This window comes from Pseudomonas sp. WP18, from assembly GCF_036689585.1.
In the GTDB taxonomy this organism is placed as follows: domain Bacteria; phylum Pseudomonadota; class Gammaproteobacteria; order Pseudomonadales; family Pseudomonadaceae; genus Aquipseudomonas; species Aquipseudomonas chlororaphis_E.
In genome coordinates, this window is the sequence record NZ_CP144758.1 from 1573968 (window position 1) to 1592095 (window position 18128).

Sequence of the window (18128 nt, forward strand, 5' to 3'; positions counted from 1 at the left end):
AGCCTGACCCGCCGAGGTTCACCCTATGCCGCAACCATGGCCCGCCACCGATATCGCCCGTTCGATCCTCGAAGGCTTCGACGATTATCGCGAGCATTTCCGGCAGATTACCGACGGCGCCCGCGCCCGGTTCGAGCAGGCCCAGTGGCTGGAGGCGCAAGCGGCGTCGGCGGCGCGGATCAATCTGTATGAAGAAAAAGTCTTTGAAACCGTGGCGCGGCTGCGCAAGGCCTTCGAAGCCGAGGCGTTGATGGACGTGGGCTGCTGGCCGCTGGTCAAGAGCGCCTACATCAGCCTGATCGACCTGCGTTTCGACGATGAACTGTCGGAAACCTGGTACAACTCGATCTTCTGCGGGCTGTTCAGCCACGACCTGATCAGCGACGGCACCATGTTCATCCACACCACCCGGCCCAGCCTGCGCCGGGCCCGGGCCGCCCAGACGCGTACCTACAAGCCCCAGGGCCAGCTCGACCGGATGCTGGCGAACATCTTCGCCGACTACCGCTTCAGCGAGGACTACGCCGACCTGCCGGGCGACCTGCAGCGCCTCGAAGCCCAACTGCGCGAGAACCTGCCGGACTGGGTCTGCAAGGACCCGGAACTGACGGTGGAGTTGTTTTCCTCAGTGCTGTACCGCAACAAGGGCGCCTACCTGGTGGGCCGGATCTACACCCAGGACGACCAATGGCCCCTGGTGATCCCGCTGTTGCACCGCGAAGGCCGGGGCATCCAGATCGACGCGCTAATCACCGACGAGGCGCAGGTGTCGATCATCTTCTCGTTCACCCGTTCGTACTTCATGGTGGACGTACCGGTGCCGGCGGAATTCATCGGCTTTCTCAAGCGCATCCTGCCGGGCAAGCACATTGCCGAGCTGTACACCTCCATCGGTTTCTACAAGCACGGTAAGTCCGAATTCTACCGGGCGCTGATCAACCACCTGGCGAACACCGACGACCAGTTCATCATGGCGCCGGGGGTACGCGGCATGGTCATGAGCGTGTTCACCCTGCCGGGCTTCAACACTGTGTTCAAAATCATCAAGGACCGTTTCTCGCCGTCGAAAAACGTCGACCGGGCCACGGTGATCGAGAAGTATCGCCTGGTGAAAAGTGTCGATCGGGTTGGGCGCATGGCCGATACCCAGGAGTTCGCCGACTTCCGCTTCCCGCTGAGCAAGTTCGAGCCGGCCTGCCTGGAAGAACTGCTCGACGTGGCACCGTCCACGGTGTCGGTGGAGGGCGATACCGTGCTGATTCGCCATTGCTGGACCGAGCGGCGCATGACGCCGTTGAACCTCTACCTGGAAAACGCCAGCGAGGCCCAGGTGCGCGAGGCGCTGGAAGACTACGGCCTGGCGATCAAGCAACTGGCGGCGGCGAACATTTTCCCCGGTGACATGTTGCTCAAGAACTTCGGCGTGACCCGCCACGGCCGCGTGGTGTTCTACGACTACGATGAGATCTGCTTCCTCACCGAAGCCAACTTCCGCCACATCCCCCAGCCCCGCACGCCGGAAGACGAGATGGCCTCCGAGCCCTGGTATTCCATCGGCCCGCTGGACGTGTTCCCCGAGGAATTCCCACCGTTCCTGTTCGCCGACGTGGGCCAGCGCAAGCTGTTCGACCAATTGCACGGCGAGCTGTACAACGCCGACTACTGGAAAGGCCTGCAAGAGGCCATCCGGGCGGGGAAGGTGATCGACGTGTTCCCGTATCGGCGCAAGGGATAGAAGCAGCTTCAAGCTTCAAGCTTCAAGCGGTAAGTTTTGGGTTTCCGGTCAACGCGGCTTGCAACTTGCAGCTTGCAGCTTGAAACTTGCCGCTGCTCTTTTTTCCCCTTGCGTACCTGATGACTGACCAAGCCCCCGCTATCGACAAGCTGCTGAAGAACCTCGACCACGCCATGCTCGCCGACCGTCACCGGTTGCGGCGCCAGTTGCTCGAGCTGCGCAAGAAACCCGACGAGGCCAAGCTGGCCCAGTGGGTGGCGCGCATGCAGGCATCGTGTGACCAGGTGCTGGCGCGTAAGGCCAGCCTGCCGGTGATTCGCTACGACGACAATCTGCCGATCGCGGCCAAGCGCGATGAAATCAAGGACGCGTTGCTCAAGCATCAGGTGTTGATCATCGCGGGCGAAACCGGCTCGGGCAAAACCACCCAGTTGCCAAAGATCTGCCTGGAAATCGGTCGCGGTCAGCATGGCCTGATCGGCCACACCCAGCCGCGCCGCATCGCCGCTCGCAGCGTTGCCAGCCGGGTCGCCGAGGAACTGGCGACGCCGTTGGGCGCGCTGGTGGGCTACCAGGTGCGGTTCGAGGACCAGAGCGACGCCAACACCCTGATCAAGCTGATGACCGACGGCATCCTGCTGGCCGAGACCCAGAACGATCGCTACCTCGAACGCTACGACACGATCATCGTCGACGAGGCCCACGAACGCAGCCTGAACATCGATTTCCTGCTGGGCTATCTCAAGACCCTGCTGCCGCGCCGCCCGGACCTGAAAGTCATCATCACCTCGGCGACCATCGATCTTGAGCGCTTCTCCAAGCATTTCGACGATGCGCCGATCGTGGAGGTCTCGGGGCGCACCTTCCCGGTGGAAACCTGGTATCGGCCGCTGACCCTGGAGCAGGACGAAGAAGGCAACCGGGTCGAAGACGACCTGACCGTCGACCAGGCGATCCTCGCCACCCTCGATGAAATCGCCGCCCATGAACGCAGCGAGCGCCGTAGCCCCGGTGACGTGCTGGTGTTCCTGCCAGGCGAGCGGGAGATTCGTGACGCGGCGGAAATGCTGCGCAAGGCCCAGCTCAAGCACACCGAGATCCTGCCGTTGTATGCGCGCTTGTCCCCGGCCGAACAACAGCGAATTTTCCAGTCCCATCCGGGGCGGCGCGTGGTGCTGGCGACCAACGTCGCCGAAACCTCGCTGACCGTGCCGGGCATCCGCTACGTCATCGACAGCGGAACCGCGCGTATCAGCCGCTACAGCTACCGGGCCAAGGTCCAGCGCCTGCCCATCGAAGCCATTTCCCAGGCCAGCGCCAACCAGCGCAAGGGCCGTTGCGGCCGGGTCGAGCCGGGGATCTGTGTGCGGTTGTACAGCGAGGAGGATTTCCTCGGCCGGCCGGAATTCACCGACCCCGAGATCCTGCGCACCAACCTGGCGGCGGTGATCCTGCAGATGCTGCACCTGCGCCTCGGTGAGATCACCGATTTCCCGTTCATCGAGCCGCCGGACGGCAAGGCCATCAGCGACGGTTTCAACCTGCTGCAAGAGTTGTCGGCGGTGGACCGCAATGGCCAGCTCACGGCGTTGGGCCGCCAGTTGGCCCGCCTGCCGGTAGACCCGCGCATGGGTCGCATGCTGCTGGAAGCGGCGAAGCTGGGAAGCCTGCAGGAGGTGCTGATCGTGGCCAGCGCCATGTCGGTCCAGGATCCGCGCGAGCGTCCGCCCGAGCGCCAGCAGGCCGCCGACCAGGCCCACGCCCAGTGGAAGGACACGGACTCGGACTTCGCCGGGCTGGTCAACCTGTGGCGCGGTTTCGAAGAGCAGCGCCAGGCCCTGACCGCCAGCCCGTTACGCAACTGGTGCCGGAAGAACTTCCTCAACTACTTGCGCCTGCGCGAGTGGCGCGACGCCCATCGGCAATTGAGCCTGATCTGCCGCGACCTGCAGTTGAGCCTCAACAAGGAACCGGCGGATTACCCGAAGCTGCACAAGGCGGTGCTCTCGGGGCTGCTCAGCCAGATTGGCCAGAAGACCGAGGACGGCGACTACCTGGGGGCCCGTCAACGGCGGTTCTGGGTCCACCCGTCATCCGGCCTGGGCAAGAAACGCCCGCAGTGGCTGATGACCGCCGAGCTGGTGGAAACCACCAAGCTGTATGCGCGCATGGTCGCCAAGATCGAGCCGGACTGGATCGAGCCGCTGGCCGGACACCTGATCAAGAAGAACCATTTCGAACCCCATTGGGAGAAGAAGCGCGGGCAGGTGGTGGCGTACGAGCAGATCACCCTGTTCGGGCTGATCGTGGTCGGTCGTCGGCCGGTGCACTACGGGCCGGTGGACCCGGTGGTCTCCCGCGAACTGTTCATCCGCGAAGCGCTGGTGCGTGGCGAGATCCAGTCCCGGGCCAAGTGCCTGGGGGCCAATACCCGGCTGCTGGAGCAGCTCGACGAGCTGGAGGCCAAGGCCCGTCGTCGCGACATCCTGGCGGATGAAGAAACGCTGTTCGGTTTCTACGACGCGCGCTTGCCAGCGGAGATCCACCAGACCGCGACGTTCGACAGTTGGTACCGGATCAACAGCCAGAAAGACCCGCAACTGCTGATTATGCGCGAAGAAGACGTACTGGCTCGCGAGGCCAGCGAGGTCACCGCCGCGTACTACCCGGACACCTTGCGCGTCGGCGACCTGACCTTGCCGTTGAGCTACCACTTCGAGCCCAACCACCCCCGCGATGGCGTGACCTTGCGCGTACCGGCGCCGCTGTTGCCGATGTTGCCACCGGAGCGCTTGGAGTGGCTGGTGCCGGGGATGATCGAGGCCAAGTGCATCGCCCTGGTGCGCAACCTGCCCAAGGCCTTGCGCAAGAATTTCGTGCCAGTGCCGGACTTCGTCAAGGCCGCGCTGCAACGCATCACCTTCGCCGAGGGTTCGTTACCCCAGGCCCTGGGGCGTGAACTGCTGCGCATGACCGGGGCGCGGGTTAGCGACGAAGCCTGGGTCGAAGCGGCGCAGCAAGTCGAAAGTCATCTGCGCATGAACCTGGAAATCGTCGACGGCCAGGGCAAGTTCCTCGGCGAAGGCCGCGACCTGGCCGAACTGACGGCGCGCTTTGCCGAGGCCAGCCAGGCCGCATTGGCGGTGCCGCAAACGGCGAAAAGCCAGGCGCCGGTGGAGGCGAAAGTCTTTGCGCCGGTGGCCGAGAAAACCCAACAGAAGATCGCCGGGCTGTCGATGACGGTCTACCCGGCGCTGGTGGAAGAGGGCGGCGTGGTCAAGGAAGGGCGCTTCCCGACACCGGCCGAAGCCGAGTTCCAGCACCGCCGCGCCTTGCAGCGCCTGTTGATGCAACAACTGGCCGAGTCCGCCAAGTTCCTGCGCGGCAAGCTGCCGGGGCTGACCGAGTTGGGCCTGCTGTATCGCGAGCTGGGGCGCATCGACAGCCTGGTCGAAGATATCCTGCTGGCGAGCCTCGACAGTTGCGTGCTGGACGGCGAGGCGAGCCTGCCCCGCGACGGCGCCGCGCTCGCCTCCCTGGCCGAGCGCAAGCGCGGCGGGTGGACCGAGCACGCCGAGCGTCTGGCGAAGCTGACCCTGGACATCCTCAAGCTCTGGCACGGCCTGCAAAAGCGCTTCAAGGGCAAGATCGACCTGGCCCAGGCCGTGGCTCTGAACGACATCAAGCAGCAGCTCGGCCACCTGGTGTACCCGGGCTTCGTGCGCGAAACTCCGCATCAATGGCTCAAGGAACTGCCGCGCTACCTCAAGGCCATCGAGCAGCGCTTCGAGAAGCTCGGCGGCCAGGTGCAGAAGGACCGAGTCTGGAGCGGCGAGCTGTCGAACCTCTGGGCCCAATACCAGGCCCGTGCCGACAAACATGCCCAGGAAGGCAAGCGCGACCCGCAACTGGAGTTGTACCGCTGGTGGCTGGAGGAATACCGGGTGTCGCTGTTCGCCCAGCAGTTGGGCACCAAGGTGCCGATTTCCGACAAGCGCCTGGGCAAGCAATGGAGCCAGGTGGAACCGTGATCGCAAAGCCCCTCTAACCCCTGTGGGAGCGAGCTTGCTCGCGATAGCGGTGTATCAGTCAACATCAATGCAGGCCGAACCATCGCTATCGCGAGCAAGCTCGCTCCCACAGGGTATGGGGTTGTGATGAATGGAGAATGGGCCAAACCCCAGGGTTTATGGCAAACTTCGCGCCTATAAATGCCGGTCCCGTGGTTTTTGAGCTTCAATCCCTCGGGCGGATCGGAATAAAGCGCTGCCAGGGCTGCTTCCCCGGATGGGAAAAGTCCCTTTGTGTATTGGTACGTCGGTGCCAATGCTTTCTGCCTGAACAGATCAGAGACACGCCCATGCATAACGTCGTCATCAGCGGCACCGGCCTGTACACCCCGGCCAACAGCATCTCCAACGAAGAACTGGTGCACTCCTTCAATACCTATGTCGCCCAGTTCAACGCCGACAACGCCGAGGCCATCGAGCGCGGTGAAGTGGAGGCGCTGACCGAATCCAATGCCGCGTTCATCGAAAAGGCTTCTGGTATCAAGAGCCGCTTTGTCATGGACAAGGACGGCATCCTCGACCCGCAACGCATGACCCCGCGTCTGCCCGAGCGCTCCAACGACGAGTGGTCGGTGCTCTGCGAAATGGCGGTCGGTGCCGCCAGGCAAGCCCTGGAGCGCGCCGGCCGCACCGCTGCCGACATCGACGGCGTGATCGTCGCCTGTTCCAACCTGCAGCGGCCGTACCCGGCCATCGCCATCGAGGTTCAGGAAGCGCTGGGCATCGAGGGCTTCGGCTTCGACATGAACGTGGCCTGCTCCTCGGCAACGTTCGGCATCCAGGCCGCCGCCAACAGCGTGCAACTGGGCCAGGCCCGGGCGATCCTGATGGTCAACCCGGAAGTGTGCACCGGGCACCTGAACTTCCGTGACCGCGACAGCCACTTCATCTTCGGCGACGCGGCCACCGCCGTGATCATCGAACGCGCCGACCAGGCCACCTCGGCGCACCAGTTCGACGTGGTCAGCACCAAGTTGCTGACCAAGTTCTCCAACAACATCCGCAACAACTTCGGCTTCCTCAACCGCGCCGCTGAAGAGGGTGTCGGCAGCCGGGACAAACTGTTCGTCCAGGAAGGCCGCAAGGTGTTCCGCGACGTCTGCCCGATGGTGGCCGAACTGATCGGCGCCCACCTGGATGAGAACCAACTGGACGTCGGCCAGGTGAAGCGTTTCTGGCTGCACCAGGCCAACCTGAGCATGAACCAGTTGATCGTGCGCAAGCTGCTGGGACGCGAAGCCACCGAAGAAGAAGCCCCGGTCATCCTCGACCGCTACGCCAACACCAGTTCGGCAGGTTCGGTCATTGCTTTCCACCTGTACCAGGATGACCTGCCGGCGGGCACCGTGGCCGTTCTCAGCTCGTTTGGCGCCGGCTATTCGATTGGCAGTGTGATTCTGCGCAAGCGTTGATCCACTGTTGCGGTGAGCGGATTTTGTGGCGAGGGGATTTATCCCCGCTGGGCTGCGCAGCAGCCTCAAAACAGGCGATGCACTCATCCTGATATACCGTGATGCGTGAGATTAGGGTCGCTTCGCAACCCAGCGGGGATAAATCCCCTCGCCACAAAAGCAATATCAAGTTTCCCTGGCATTTGGGGCGTTTGAATGACCGCCAGCGATGACACCCAACTGCTCCAGCGCCTGCTGGCCGGTGAGCAGCGTGCCTACAAGGAACTGGTCAGTACCTACCAGGGCCCGATGCGCGCGGTCGCCTATGCCATCGTCGGCAACCGCCACGCCGACGAAGTGGTGCAGGACGCCTGGTTGTCGGTGGTGCGCAATCTCAGCGGTTTCCAGGGGCGTTCCAGCCTCAAGACCTGGCTGTTGACCATCACCGCCAATGCCGCCAAGGGCCGCTACAAGCAGAACCGGCGGGAAGTGCTGCTCGACGATCTGCCGGCGCCCCACGGCACCCTGGGCGACGAACGCTTCGCCGCCGACGGGCATTGGTTGCTGGCACCGTTCGCCTGGCACCAGGACACCCCCGAAGCCCTGCTCACGGAAAGCGAGTTGCGCGATTGCCTGGAGCACACCTTGCTCAGCCTGTCGGACCTGCAGGGCAGTGTGCTGACCCTGCGTGAGCGTCAGGGCCTGGAGCTGGAAGAAATCTGTAATCTTCTCGACATCTCGCTCTCCAACGTTCGTGTGCTGTTGCATCGCGCCCGGCTAAAGGTCTTCGCGACCGTGGAACATTTCGAGGAAACCGGCGAATGCTGACCTGCAAGGAACAAGTGGCGCGCTCCAGCGATTACCTCGATGGGCAACTGAGCTTTCGCGAGCGCCTGATGGTGCGCCATCACCTGATGTTCTGCCCCAACTGTCGGCGTTTCATCCGCCAGATGCGCCTGATGCAGGCGACCCTGAGAAAACTCCCTGAACCGCCGGTGCCCGATCTCGACCACCTCGCCGAAAAACTTGCGGCCGAACGTCGTCGATCCAGCCACTAAAATCCGCCAACCGCGCAATTTGTGGGAGCGGGCTTGCTCGCGAATACGGTGGCACATTCGATATCCATGTCGACTGGCACACCGCTTTCGCGAGCGAGCCCGCTCCCACAGGGGGCTGCGTCGCCTCTGGTTATTCCCTTTCGAAGTAAAAAGTTCCGCTGTCATAAAATCTTTATGTGATAGCAACTCGCCTGACACAACCTGCCGCCAAGATCCCCTCCCAACACCAGCGGGCCCAGTTCCGCGTGTTTTCTAACGCATAGACTACCAACTAGGGGAATTCTTCGATGATCCGTAAGCACTTCGCAGGTTTTGCCGCCAGCGCACTGGCAATGGCAGTAACCGCCCAGGCTTTCGCCGGCACCGTCACCACCGATGGCGCCGATATCGTGGTCAAGACCAAGGGCGGCCTTGAGGTCGCTACCACTGACAAAGAGTTCAGCTTCAAGCTCGGCGGTCGTTTGCAGGCTGACTACAGCCAGTTCGACGGGATCTACACCGACAACGGCAAATCTGCCGATGCCGCTTACATCCGTCGCGCATTCCTGGAACTGTCCGGCGTGCTGTACACGGACTGGGCCTACACCATCAACTACGACATGTCCCACAACAGCGGCGACTCGGACAACGGCTACTTCGACGAAGCGTCCCTGGCCTATAACGGTTTCAAACCAGTGTCGATCAAGGTCGGTCGTTTCGACCCCGACTTCGGCCTGGAAAAAGCCACCAGCTCCAAGTGGGTCACCGCGCCTGAGCGTAACGCTGCTTACGACCTGATCGACTGGGCCAACAGCCACCAGAACGGCCTGGGCCTGCAAGCGTCCAGCACCTTCGCCGATTCGTTCTATGCATCGGCCGGTGTGTTCAGCAAGGACACCGACGACACCGACGGCGACAGCGTCAAGCAAGTCAACGGCCGCTTCGTGTTCGCCCCGATGCACGAGGCTGGCAACGTGTTGCACTTCGGTGTGAACGTGGCCTCGCGCGATGTCTCCGACACCGTGTTCGATGCACGTTATCGCTCTCGCCTGGGCATGCGTGGCGTAGAAACCCTCGGCGGCAACGATGCCGGCCCTAACGGTAACCGTCCGGTACTGGGCGGTGCCAACAACTCGCCGGCCGGTTCCTACGACCGCGACACCGCGTTCGGCCTGGAAGCCGCCTTCGCCATGGGGCCTGCGTCGATCCAGGGTGAGTACATCACCCGCAAGACCAAGGCTGATGCCGACGGCTTCGAAGACCTCAAGGGCCATGGCTTCTACGTTCAGGGCGCCTACACCCTCACCGGTGAATCGCGCGGCTATAAAGTGGGCAAGTTCGACGCCATCAAGCCTCAGAACAAATCCATCGGCGCCTGGGAAGTGTTCTATCGCTACGACAGCATGACCGTCGAAGACGACAACATCACCACCGCCAGCGCCACCCGCGACGTCGGCGATGCCGAAGCCAAGGTGCACAACCTGGGCGTGAACTGGTACGCCAACGAAGCGGTGAAAATCTCCGCCGCCTACATCAAGGCCAAGACCGACAAAGTCACCAACGTCAACGGTGACGACGACGGCGATGGTTTTGTCATGCGCGCCCAGTACGTGTTCTAAGCCACGTACCGCTACACCGCTCTCGCTTCATCCGTTAAGCTCCTTTGAACCCCGCCTCTGGCGGGGTTTTTTTTGGCCTTTTTTCCGGGGGCACTGTACGGGCATGCACCTGTAAACCCTGACAGTTTCACGGTTTCCGGAAAACGTGCTTACTTCGTTCAGGCGCAATGGCAGATGCGGAGAACGACATGGCGGGTTCAGATAAAGTAGGACAGCCTGGGTCCAATGGCTCTCTCGGCGACTCCGGGGTTTCACGCAACGAAACGACTGACGGCTTTCACTATGACGCGCTGGACAACTTGATTGGTCGAACGACCTCCGCCGGTAGAGAGCAACGTTTCTACCGAAGCGATGAATTGGCGAATGAAACCAACGGGAACATCAACAGCACTTTCATCCGCGCCGAGGGTGTCGTACTTGCCGAGCACCGGACCGGCAGTGGTTCAGAGGTCATGCTGTTGGCGGGCGATGACAAGAACAGCGTGTTGAGTGAGATCAGCCAGGGTGCTGTCAAAAGCATCGCTTATTCGGCGTACGGCCATCTTACGCAGAGCGCCTCGGTGAACTGTCATCTGGGCTACAACGGCGAACGACGTGAGACACAAACCGGTTGGTATTTGTTGGGCAACGGCTACAGAGTCTTCAATCCGTTGTTGATGCGATTTCACAGTCCGGACAACTTGAGCCCGTTTGGCAAGGGGGGCTTGAATGCGTATATCTATTGCGTGGGGGATCCGATAAATAGCGTGGATCCAACGGGGCATAGTCCGTGGGGATGGTTGCTGAGAGGTTTCAGGAACACGATTGGATCTCCAAGGGTCACCACCGCTACGCCTGGTTATGAAAAATTGCCGAAGATACTTTCTAGAAATTCGAAGTCTCATCCGACAACGTTGTATCCGATTGAAAAGAAACATATTTCTCGTTTGAGAAAACGAGCGCTTTTGTTTTGGGATGATGCGGAGAAAGCAGGGCAGCGCAATGCTTTGGATTTCGAGACATTGAAAGATGATGCGATATTAGCCACTACGGCTCACGAGTACGCCAAAAAAAACGAAGGGAAAATCGGTATCACTAGGGAGGGCGCTGCGACAATCAAGAGAGTCGCCGAGGATTACGATTCTAGAATGGCAATCAGAGCTCTTGCGAATAAAGGTAGAGTTCGGGCGAACCTAGAAGTCCAAATTAAGGAAGTCAGAGCTGCAAGGCCGCGTGAGCCAAACGTAAGGAAGCGGCACTTAGGTTATCAGCCTGACGGTGATTGATCGAATGGAGTAGCAATGGGAATTCACGCCCATCGGCCATGAACTCAAAAACTACTTTGCTCCTCGTCTCACCGGGTCCAGATAGGCGATACTCGCTCCATCCATCGTCCGGCTATCGAGGACCCGCATGCCGCTTCACGTACTGGACACTCTCTCCACCATCGCGTCCCAGGAATGGGACGCGATGGTGCCCGACCATCAACCGTTCCTGCGCCACGCCTTCCTGAGCTCCCTGGAAGACAGTGCCAGCCTCGGCCCGCAATCCGGTTGGCAGCCCGAGCATTTGCTGCTCGTCGAAGACGGTCGTCTGCTGGCCGCCTTGCCCAGTTACCGCAAGTGGCATTCCTACGGTGAGTACGTGTTCGACCACGGCTGGGCCGATGCGTGTGCCCGGGCCGGTATCGACTATTACCCCAAGCTGCTGACGGCGGTGCCGTTCAGCCCGGTCAGCGGTCCGCGTCTGCTGGCGGCGCGGGGGGAGGATGGGCTGGCGTTGTTGGGCAGCGTGCCGGGGTATCTGGAGGTCGAGGGGCTGTCCAGCGCCCACATCAACTTTACCGATGACTTCACCGATACCGCGCTGGCCGGGCAGGAGGGTTGGTTGCAGCGGATTGGCTGCCAGTACCATTGGCAGAATCGCGGTTACCGGGACTTCCAGGATTTTCTCGATGCGCTCAGTTCCCGCAAGCGCAAGCAGATGCGCAAGGAGCGCGAGCAGGTGGCGGGGCAGGGCATCGAGTTCGAATGGCTCGATGGCCATCAACTGGACGAGGCGCAGTGGGATTTCGTCTACGCCTGTTACGCCAACACCTACGCGGTGCGTCGGCAGGCGCCGTACCTGACGCGGGCGTTCTTCAGCCTGCTGGCCGAACGCATGCCCGAGGCGATTCGCGTGGTGCTGGCCAAGCAAGGCTCACGGCCGGTGGCGATGGCCTTCAGCCTGGTGGGCGGCGACAGCTTCTATGGGCGTTACTGGGGTTGCCTGGCGGAATACGATCGCTTGCACTTCGAGACCTGTTTCTACCAGGGCATGGATTATGCGATTGCCCACGGCTTGCAACGCTTCGATGCCGGTGCCCAGGGCGAGCACAAATTGATACGTGGGTTCGAGCCGGTGATCACCCGGTCGTGGCATTACTTGCGCCATCCGGGGTTGAAGGCCGCGGTGGCGGACTTCCTGGCGCGCGAGCAGGAAGGGGTTTTGGCTTACGCCGAGGAGGCCAGGACTGCACTGCCGTATCGACAGTGCTGAACTCACTGGCTGGCACGGCCCTCTGTGGCGAGGGGATTTATCCCCGCTGGGCTGCGAAGCAGCCCTAAAACCTGGCACCTCGGTGTATCAGGCTGATTGAGTTGGACTCTTTTGGGGCTGCTCCGCAGCCCAGCGGGGATAAATCCCCTCGCCACAGGTACGGTTGAGTCAGGTCCTAGTCGATCCCCACAAACCCACCCGTCTGGTGCTGCCACAGCCGCGCATACAACCCGCCGTGCGCCAGCAGTTCGGCGTGGCTGCCGGTTTCGGCGATGCGGCCATGCTCCAGGACCACCAACCGGTCCATCCGGGCGATGGTGGAGAGGCGGTGGGCGATGGCGATCACCGTCTTGCCTTGCATCAGGGTCTCGAGGCTTTCCTGGATCGCCGCTTCGACTTCCGAGTCCAGGGCTGACGTTGCTTCGTCCATGATCAGGATCGGCGCATCCTTGAGCAGCACCCGCGCGATAGCGATGCGCTGGCGCTGGCCGCCGGAGAGTTTCACGCCGCGCTCACCCACGTGGGCATCGAAGCCGGTGCGCCCCTCGGCGTCCGACAGCAGCGGGATGAACTCATCGGCGCGGGCCTTGTGCACGGCCTCCCAGAGCTGTGCGTCGGTGGCGTCGGGCTTGCCGTAGAGCAGGTTCTCGCGAATCGAACGGTGCAGCAGCGAGGTGTCCTGGGTGATCATGCCGATGCGCGAGCGCAGGCTTTCCTGGCTCACTTCGGCAATGTCCTGGCCGTCGATGAGAATGCGCCCGCCCTGCACGTCATAGAGACGCAGCAGCAGGTTGACCAAGGTGGACTTACCGGCGCCGGACGGACCGATCAGGCCGATCTTCTCACCGGACTTGATGGTCAGGTTGAGGTCGCTGATCACCCCGCTTTTCTTGCCATAGTGGAAGTCCACATGTTCGAAGCGCACCTCGCCCCGGGCCACCGCCAGGGGCTTGGCCTGGTCGCGGTCGGTGACGCTGACCGGCTGGGCGATGGTCTGTAGGCCATCCTGGACCATGCCGATGTTTTCAAAGATGCCGTTGACCACCCACATGATCCAGCCGGACATGTTGACGATGCGAATCACCAGCCCGGTCGCCAGGGCAATCGCGCCGACGCTGATCAGCGATTGGGTCCACAGCCACAGCGCCAGGCCCGTGGTGCCGACGATCAGCAGGCCGTTCATGCTGGTAATGACCACGTCCATGCTGGTCACCACGCGGCCGGCCAGCTGGGCTTTTTCGGTCTGTTCCTGGATCGCCTCGCGGGCGTATTGCTGTTCGAAGTTGGTGTGGGCGAACAGCTTCAGGGTGGTGATGTTGGTGTAACCGTCGACGATCCGGCCCATGAGCTTGGAGCGGGCATCGGACGACACCACCGAGCGCTCCTTGACCCGCGGCACGAAGTAGCACAGGGCGCCGATGTAGGCGGCGATCCAGAGCAACAGCGGGATCATCAGGCGCCAGTCGGCCTCGGCGAACAGCACCAGCGAGCTGATGGCGTAGATCAGCACGTGCCACAGCGCATCCACGGCCTGCACCGCCGAGTCGCGCAGGGAGTTGCCGGTCTGCATGATGCGCTGGGCGATGCGCCCGGCAAAATCGTTCTGGAAGAAATTCAGGCTCTGCTTGAGCACATAGCTGTGGTTCTGCCAGCGGATCAGGCTGGTCATGCCGGGGCTCAGGGTCTGGTGCACCAGCAGGTCATGCAGGGCCACGAAAATGGGGCGAAAGATCAGCGCCACCACGGCCATCCAGGCCAGCTCCAGGCCGTGGATCTTGAAGAAGTCCACATTGGGCGTGCCCTGGGCCAGGTCGATGATGCGGCTCAGGTAGCTGAACAGCGCCACTTCGATCAGTGCGCCGACCAGGCCCACCACCAGCAGCACGGCGAAGCTCGGCCAGACCTGTTTCAGGTAATAGGTGTAGAAGGGTAGGACGCGGTTCGGCGGTGCCGAAGTGGGGGCGTCGCGGAAGATGTCGATCAGTTGTTCGAAACGGCGATAAACCATCGGTCAATGCCCTGGCAGGGGCTCTCCTTTTGCTGTGAGCGGCGCGCGATTGGCCTCGCCGCTCAGGCTTGCCGTGTGCCTCAGTCGATGCGCTTGGCCGACTTGATGATCACAGGGTCGATTGGCACGTTCTGCATGCCTTGCTTGGTGGTGGTCTGAGAGTTGACGATGATGTCCACCACGTCCATGCCCTTGACCACTTTGGCGAACACCGCGTAACCGGCGTCACGGCCCGGGTCGAGGAACGCATTGTCGGCCACGTTGATGAAGAACTGGCTGGTGGCCGAGTTCGGATCGGAAGTGCGGGCCATCGACAAGGTGCCGCGAACGTTATGCAGGCCATTGCTGGCTTCGTTCTTGATCGGTGCCTTGGTGTCCTTCTGTTGCATCTGTTGGGTGAAACCGCCGCCCTGGGCCATGAAGCCGGGGATCACGCGGTGGAAAATCGTGTTGTTGTAGAAACCGCTGTCCACGTACTCGAGAAAGTTCTTGGTACTGATAGGGGCCTTGACCGGGTCCAGTTCGATTTCGATCTGGCCATTGGTGGTCTCCAGCAGCACGTGAGGCGCAGGCGCGGCCATCAGGTTGGCGGCGAACAATACGGTACCGGCGGCGAGGGCGATTTTTTTCAGCATGGGGTCAGTGATCCTGAGTGGTGGAGTCGGTTGCGCTCAAGAAGTGCAACAGGGTTTGGTTGAAGCGTTCGGGTTGATCCAGCGGGGTAGCGTGCCGTGAATCGGCGATGACCGCCAGTTGCGCATTCGGCAGCCGCTTCACATAGGCTTCTTTGAGCGCCACAGGGGTGTAGTCATGGTCGGCGCAGATGACGAGCGTTGGACAGGTGACCTGCGACAGTCGTTCCTGGACGCCCCAACCCACGATCGCGTCGAAGCTGGCGAGATAAGCACGTTTGTCGTTCTTTGCCCAGCGTCGGGCCATTTCCAGGCGTAACTCGATCTGCCCGGGCTTGGGAAACAACTTGGCGCCCAGGGCCTTGCCGATGGTTTCCAGGCTGAGGAGGCGCATCAGGCTCCAGCGCTTGAACCATTGCCAGCAGTCGTCGGGCGTGCGGACCTTGACTTCGGGGGCGCTGTTGACGATGCACAGGCTCCTGACCCGCGCAGGTTCGTCCACGGCCAGCTGAAAGGCGATCATCCCGCCCATGGACCAGCCCACCAGGTGCACCGGGCCGAGGTCGAGGTGTTCGATCAGGGCGATCAGGTCGGCGCTGAAACCCTCGATGCTGTAGCGCTCGCGAGGCTTGTCGGAGCGGCCGTGGCCGCGCACGTCCATGACGATCAATCGATAGTGAGCGGACAGCGCCGGGATCTGCTGTTCCCAGTCCCGAGTGCTGGAACCCAGGCCGTGGACCAGCAGCAAGGGCGCACCGTGGCCGTATTCCTCGTAGTGCAGGTGACAACCTTCATGTTCGAAGTAGGCCATCGATGACTCCTGTCAGGCTTGTTCAGGGGCGGCGAACGGCGCATCCAGCGGCGCGGTGTCGAAGGTGCGCAGCAGTTCGACGAGGATCTGCGTTGCCGGGCCCAGGGGTTTTTCCTTGTTTGAATACAGGTAGAAACTCGGGTTACGGCTGCCACCCTGATCCAAGGGTAGTCGTTTGAGCGTGCCTTCCTTGAGTTCTCGCTCGATCATGTGCCGGGGCAGCCAGGCGAAGCCCAGGCCGCTGCTGACGAACGTGGCGGCGGTGGCGAGGCTGCCGACGGTCCAGCGCTGCTCGGCGCCGAGCCAGCCCACGTCCCGGGGTTGCTGGCGCCCGGAGTCGCGGATCACCACTTGCAGCTGGCTTTCCAGGTCCTGGAAGCTCAGTTCGCGATTGAGCCGGTGCAGGGCATGTTCAGGGTGCGCCACTGCGACGAACTCTACATCGCTCAACTCCGCGCCGAGGTAGCCAGGAATATTGAAACTGCTGATCGCCAGATCGGCCACGCCTTCGAGCAACACTTCCTCCACCCCCGACAGCACCTCTTCGCGCAGCCGGACCCGGCAGCCACGGCTTTGCGGCATGAACGCCGTCAACGCGCGCACCAGGCGGGCCGAGGGGTAGGCCGCGTCGACCACCAGGCGCACTTCCGCTTCCCAGCCTTGCTCCATGTGGTGGGCCAGGTCTTCCAACTGGCTGGCCTGTTTCACCAGTTGCCGGGAGCGCCGCAGCAACACGCCGCCGGCCTCGGTCAACACGGCCTTGCGCCCGTCGATCCGCAGCAGCGGCACGCCGAGCTGGTCCTGCATGCGGGCCACGGTGTAGCTGACCGATGACTGGGAGCGATGCAACACTTCGGCGGCCTGGGCGAAACCGCCGTGGTCCACCACGGCCTGCAACGTTCGCCATTGATCAAGGGTCACGCGGGGCGCTTTCATATTGAGCTCCTCTTGTCCTAAGCTGGCGGTCCCTGGGTGGAGACTGCCGAATGAAAAAAATCTGTTGTGCGGTGCTGGCCTTGCTGCCGCTGACCGCGTTTGCGTACCCGATCGATGTGGAAAAACACCTCAACGGCCTGAGCATCGACTACAACGCCTACGACACCGATGCCGACATCGGCTCCATCCAGGTCAACAACTACGGCAACACGGACGCGGCGTGCACGGTGGTCTTTCGCAACGGCCCCGAAGCGCCACGCACCCGCAAGCTCGAAGTCGCCGCCGGCAAGTTCAAGAACGCCACGGCCAAGTTCAACCGCAACATCATCAAGCTGCGCATCGTGCTGACCTGCCAACCGAAATAACGGCATAGCGGGGCAAGCGCCGAGTGCTTGCTCCGCTTATAAACGAATTTATCGATGCTTTACAGCAGTTATTTGCGCTTTTTCATCGATATGCTCATGTTTAATCTTCACTCCATCGACTGACAACATTTTCAGATGGAGCCTACAACCCATGTCACGCGTCCTGATCATCGAAAGCAGCGCCCGCCAGCAAGACTCGGTTTCCCGTCAACTGACTCAGACGTTCATCAACCAGTGGAAAGCCGCGCACCCGGCCGATGAGATCAAGGTCCGTGACCTGGCCGTCAACCCGGTGCCGCACCTTGACGCCAACCTGCTGGGTGGCTGGATGAAGCCTGCCGAGCAACGCAACGACAGCGAAAATGCCTCGCTGGAACGTTCCGATCAGTTGACGGAGGAACTGTTGGCCGCCGATGTGCTGGTGATGGCGGCGCCGATGTACAACTTCGCGATTCCAAGCACCTTGAAGGCCTGGCTCGACCACGTACTGCGTGCCGGCGTGACCTTCAAATACACCCCCACCGGCCCGCAAGGCCTGCTGACCGGCAAACGCGCCTTCGTGCTGACCGCCCGTGGCGGTATCCATGCCGGCGGCAGCACTGACCATCAGGAACCGTACCTGCGCCAGGTCATGGGCTTCATCGGGATCCACGACGTGACCTTCATCCATGCCGAGGGCATGAACCTGGGCGGCGACTTCCAGGAGAAGGGCCTGAACCAGGCCAATGCCAAGCTCTCCCAGGTCGCCTGATCCGTTAATCCTCGGGTAATCGCCAGGTGGTCTAGTGACCTGGCGCTTCCCTTCAAACCGTTTTGCGCATCGAACCTCCCTTTGCACTTATTGCTCCTGAGTGCATCAGCCCGATTGAACGCCCTGGCGAGATCGGGCTTTTTTTTGCCTGCGATTTCACTCACACAAAACCCTTTGTGGGAGCAGGCTTGCCCGCGAAGGCGGCTCATCAGTGACAAATTTGTTGGCTGACACGCCGCTTTCGCGGGCAAGCCCG

14 protein-coding genes are annotated in these 18128 nt (G+C 61.9%); 10 read left to right on the forward strand and 4 right to left on the reverse strand.

Annotated elements, in window-relative coordinates:
- The first annotated feature begins 25 nt into the window (after nt 1-25).
- From aceK to V5F23_RS07040, 8 genes are all read left to right on the forward strand, one after another.
- Nucleotides 26-1735, forward strand: a complete 1710-nt coding sequence (gene aceK, locus V5F23_RS07005; protein WP_338497834.1) for a bifunctional isocitrate dehydrogenase kinase/phosphatase — start codon at nt 26-28, stop codon at nt 1733-1735.
- 119 nt (nt 1736-1854) lie between these two features.
- The gene (hrpA, locus tag V5F23_RS07010; RefSeq protein WP_042730830.1) at nt 1855-5766 is read left to right on the forward strand and encodes an ATP-dependent RNA helicase HrpA; all 3912 of its coding nucleotides are present in this window, start codon (nt 1855-1857) and stop codon (nt 5764-5766) included.
- Nucleotides 5767-6095: 329 nt separating this feature from the next.
- Nucleotides 6096-7217 (forward strand): beta-ketoacyl-ACP synthase III, encoded by a 1122-nt coding sequence (locus V5F23_RS07015; RefSeq protein WP_042730831.1) that lies wholly within the window; start codon nt 6096-6098, stop codon nt 7215-7217.
- Nucleotides 7218-7412: 195 nt separating this feature from the next.
- Nucleotides 7413-8024 (forward strand): RNA polymerase sigma factor, encoded by a 612-nt coding sequence (locus V5F23_RS07020; RefSeq protein WP_042730832.1) that lies wholly within the window; start codon nt 7413-7415, stop codon nt 8022-8024.
- Nucleotides 8018-8254 (forward strand): zf-HC2 domain-containing protein, encoded by a 237-nt coding sequence (locus V5F23_RS07025; protein WP_042730833.1) that lies wholly within the window; start codon nt 8018-8020, stop codon nt 8252-8254. Before V5F23_RS07020 ends, V5F23_RS07025 begins: the two co-directional genes overlap by 7 nt.
- 287 nt (nt 8255-8541) lie before the next feature.
- A complete protein-coding gene (locus tag V5F23_RS07030; RefSeq protein WP_042730834.1) occupies nt 8542-9852 on the forward strand; it encodes an OprO/OprP family phosphate-selective porin in 1311 nt (436 codons plus the stop codon).
- A 188-nt stretch (nt 9853-10040) separates the two neighbouring features.
- A complete protein-coding gene (locus V5F23_RS07035) occupies nt 10041-11117 on the forward strand; it encodes an RHS repeat-associated core domain-containing protein (protein ID WP_237614165.1) in 1077 nt (358 codons plus the stop codon).
- Between the two features lie 127 nt (nt 11118-11244).
- Nucleotides 11245-12369 (forward strand): GNAT family N-acetyltransferase, encoded by a 1125-nt coding sequence (locus V5F23_RS07040; RefSeq protein ID WP_042730836.1) that lies wholly within the window; start codon nt 11245-11247, stop codon nt 12367-12369.
- A gap of 175 nt (nt 12370-12544) precedes the next feature.
- Here the strand turns inward: V5F23_RS07040 and V5F23_RS07045 are convergent, their stop codons facing one another.
- From V5F23_RS07045 to V5F23_RS07060, 4 genes are all read right to left on the reverse strand, one after another.
- Nucleotides 12545-14377 carry an ABC transporter ATP-binding protein gene (locus V5F23_RS07045; RefSeq protein ID WP_042731671.1) on the reverse strand — a complete coding sequence of 611 codons (1833 nt, stop codon included), beginning with the start codon at nt 14375-14377 and terminating at the stop codon, nt 12545-12547.
- 80 nt (nt 14378-14457) lie between these two features.
- On the reverse strand, nt 14458-15012 hold the full coding sequence (locus V5F23_RS07050) for a peptidylprolyl isomerase (protein WP_042731672.1): 555 nt from the start codon (nt 15010-15012) through the stop codon (nt 14458-14460).
- A 4-nt stretch (nt 15013-15016) separates the two neighbouring features.
- Complete coding sequence (locus tag V5F23_RS07055) at nt 15017-15820, reverse strand: alpha/beta hydrolase (protein ID WP_042731673.1); 804 nt, start codon at nt 15818-15820, stop codon at nt 15017-15019.
- A gap of 12 nt (nt 15821-15832) precedes the next feature.
- Nucleotides 15833-16756, reverse strand: coding sequence for a LysR family transcriptional regulator (locus V5F23_RS07060; protein ID WP_042731674.1), 924 nt, complete (start codon nt 16754-16756; stop codon nt 15833-15835).
- Between the two features lie 50 nt (nt 16757-16806).
- On the opposite strand from V5F23_RS07060, the gene V5F23_RS07065 reads away from it, so the two are divergent.
- Nucleotides 16807-17121, forward strand: coding sequence for a hypothetical protein (locus tag V5F23_RS07065; protein ID WP_042731675.1), 315 nt, complete (start codon nt 16807-16809; stop codon nt 17119-17121).
- Nucleotides 17122-17272: 151 nt separating this feature from the next.
- Nucleotides 17273-17872, forward strand: coding sequence for an FMN-dependent NADH-azoreductase (locus V5F23_RS07070; protein WP_042731676.1), 600 nt, complete (start codon nt 17273-17275; stop codon nt 17870-17872).
- Nucleotides 17873-18128 lie beyond the last annotated feature (256 nt).

Excerpts from the sequence above, each read along its gene's own strand:
- V5F23_RS07070 (WP_042731676.1), top strand. The coding sequence starts at position 17,273 with ATGTCACGCGTCCTGATCATCGAAAGCAGCGCCCGCCAGCAAGACTCG.
- V5F23_RS07045 (WP_042731671.1), bottom strand. The coding sequence starts at position 14,377 with ATGGTTTATCGCCGTTTCGAACAACTGATCGACATCTTCCGCGACGCC.
- V5F23_RS07050 (WP_042731672.1), bottom strand. The coding sequence starts at position 15,012 with ATGCTGAAAAAAATCGCCCTCGCCGCCGGTACCGTATTGTTCGCCGCC.
- V5F23_RS07020 (WP_042730832.1), top strand. The coding sequence starts at position 7,413 with ATGACCGCCAGCGATGACACCCAACTGCTCCAGCGCCTGCTGGCCGGT.
- V5F23_RS07040 (WP_042730836.1), top strand. The coding sequence starts at position 11,245 with ATGCCGCTTCACGTACTGGACACTCTCTCCACCATCGCGTCCCAGGAA.
- V5F23_RS07015 (WP_042730831.1), top strand. The coding sequence starts at position 6,096 with ATGCATAACGTCGTCATCAGCGGCACCGGCCTGTACACCCCGGCCAAC.
- hrpA (WP_042730830.1), top strand. The coding sequence starts at position 1,855 with ATGACTGACCAAGCCCCCGCTATCGACAAGCTGCTGAAGAACCTCGAC.
- V5F23_RS07030 (WP_042730834.1), top strand. The coding sequence starts at position 8,542 with ATGATCCGTAAGCACTTCGCAGGTTTTGCCGCCAGCGCACTGGCAATG.
- V5F23_RS07055 (WP_042731673.1), bottom strand. The coding sequence starts at position 15,820 with ATGGCCTACTTCGAACATGAAGGTTGTCACCTGCACTACGAGGAATAC.
- aceK (WP_338497834.1), top strand. The coding sequence starts at position 26 with ATGCCGCAACCATGGCCCGCCACCGATATCGCCCGTTCGATCCTCGAA.
- V5F23_RS07065 (WP_042731675.1), top strand. The coding sequence starts at position 16,807 with ATGAAAAAAATCTGTTGTGCGGTGCTGGCCTTGCTGCCGCTGACCGCG.
- V5F23_RS07035 (WP_237614165.1), top strand. The coding sequence starts at position 10,041 with ATGGCGGGTTCAGATAAAGTAGGACAGCCTGGGTCCAATGGCTCTCTC.
- V5F23_RS07060 (WP_042731674.1), bottom strand. The coding sequence starts at position 16,756 with ATGAAAGCGCCCCGCGTGACCCTTGATCAATGGCGAACGTTGCAGGCC.
- V5F23_RS07025 (WP_042730833.1), top strand. The coding sequence starts at position 8,018 with ATGCTGACCTGCAAGGAACAAGTGGCGCGCTCCAGCGATTACCTCGAT.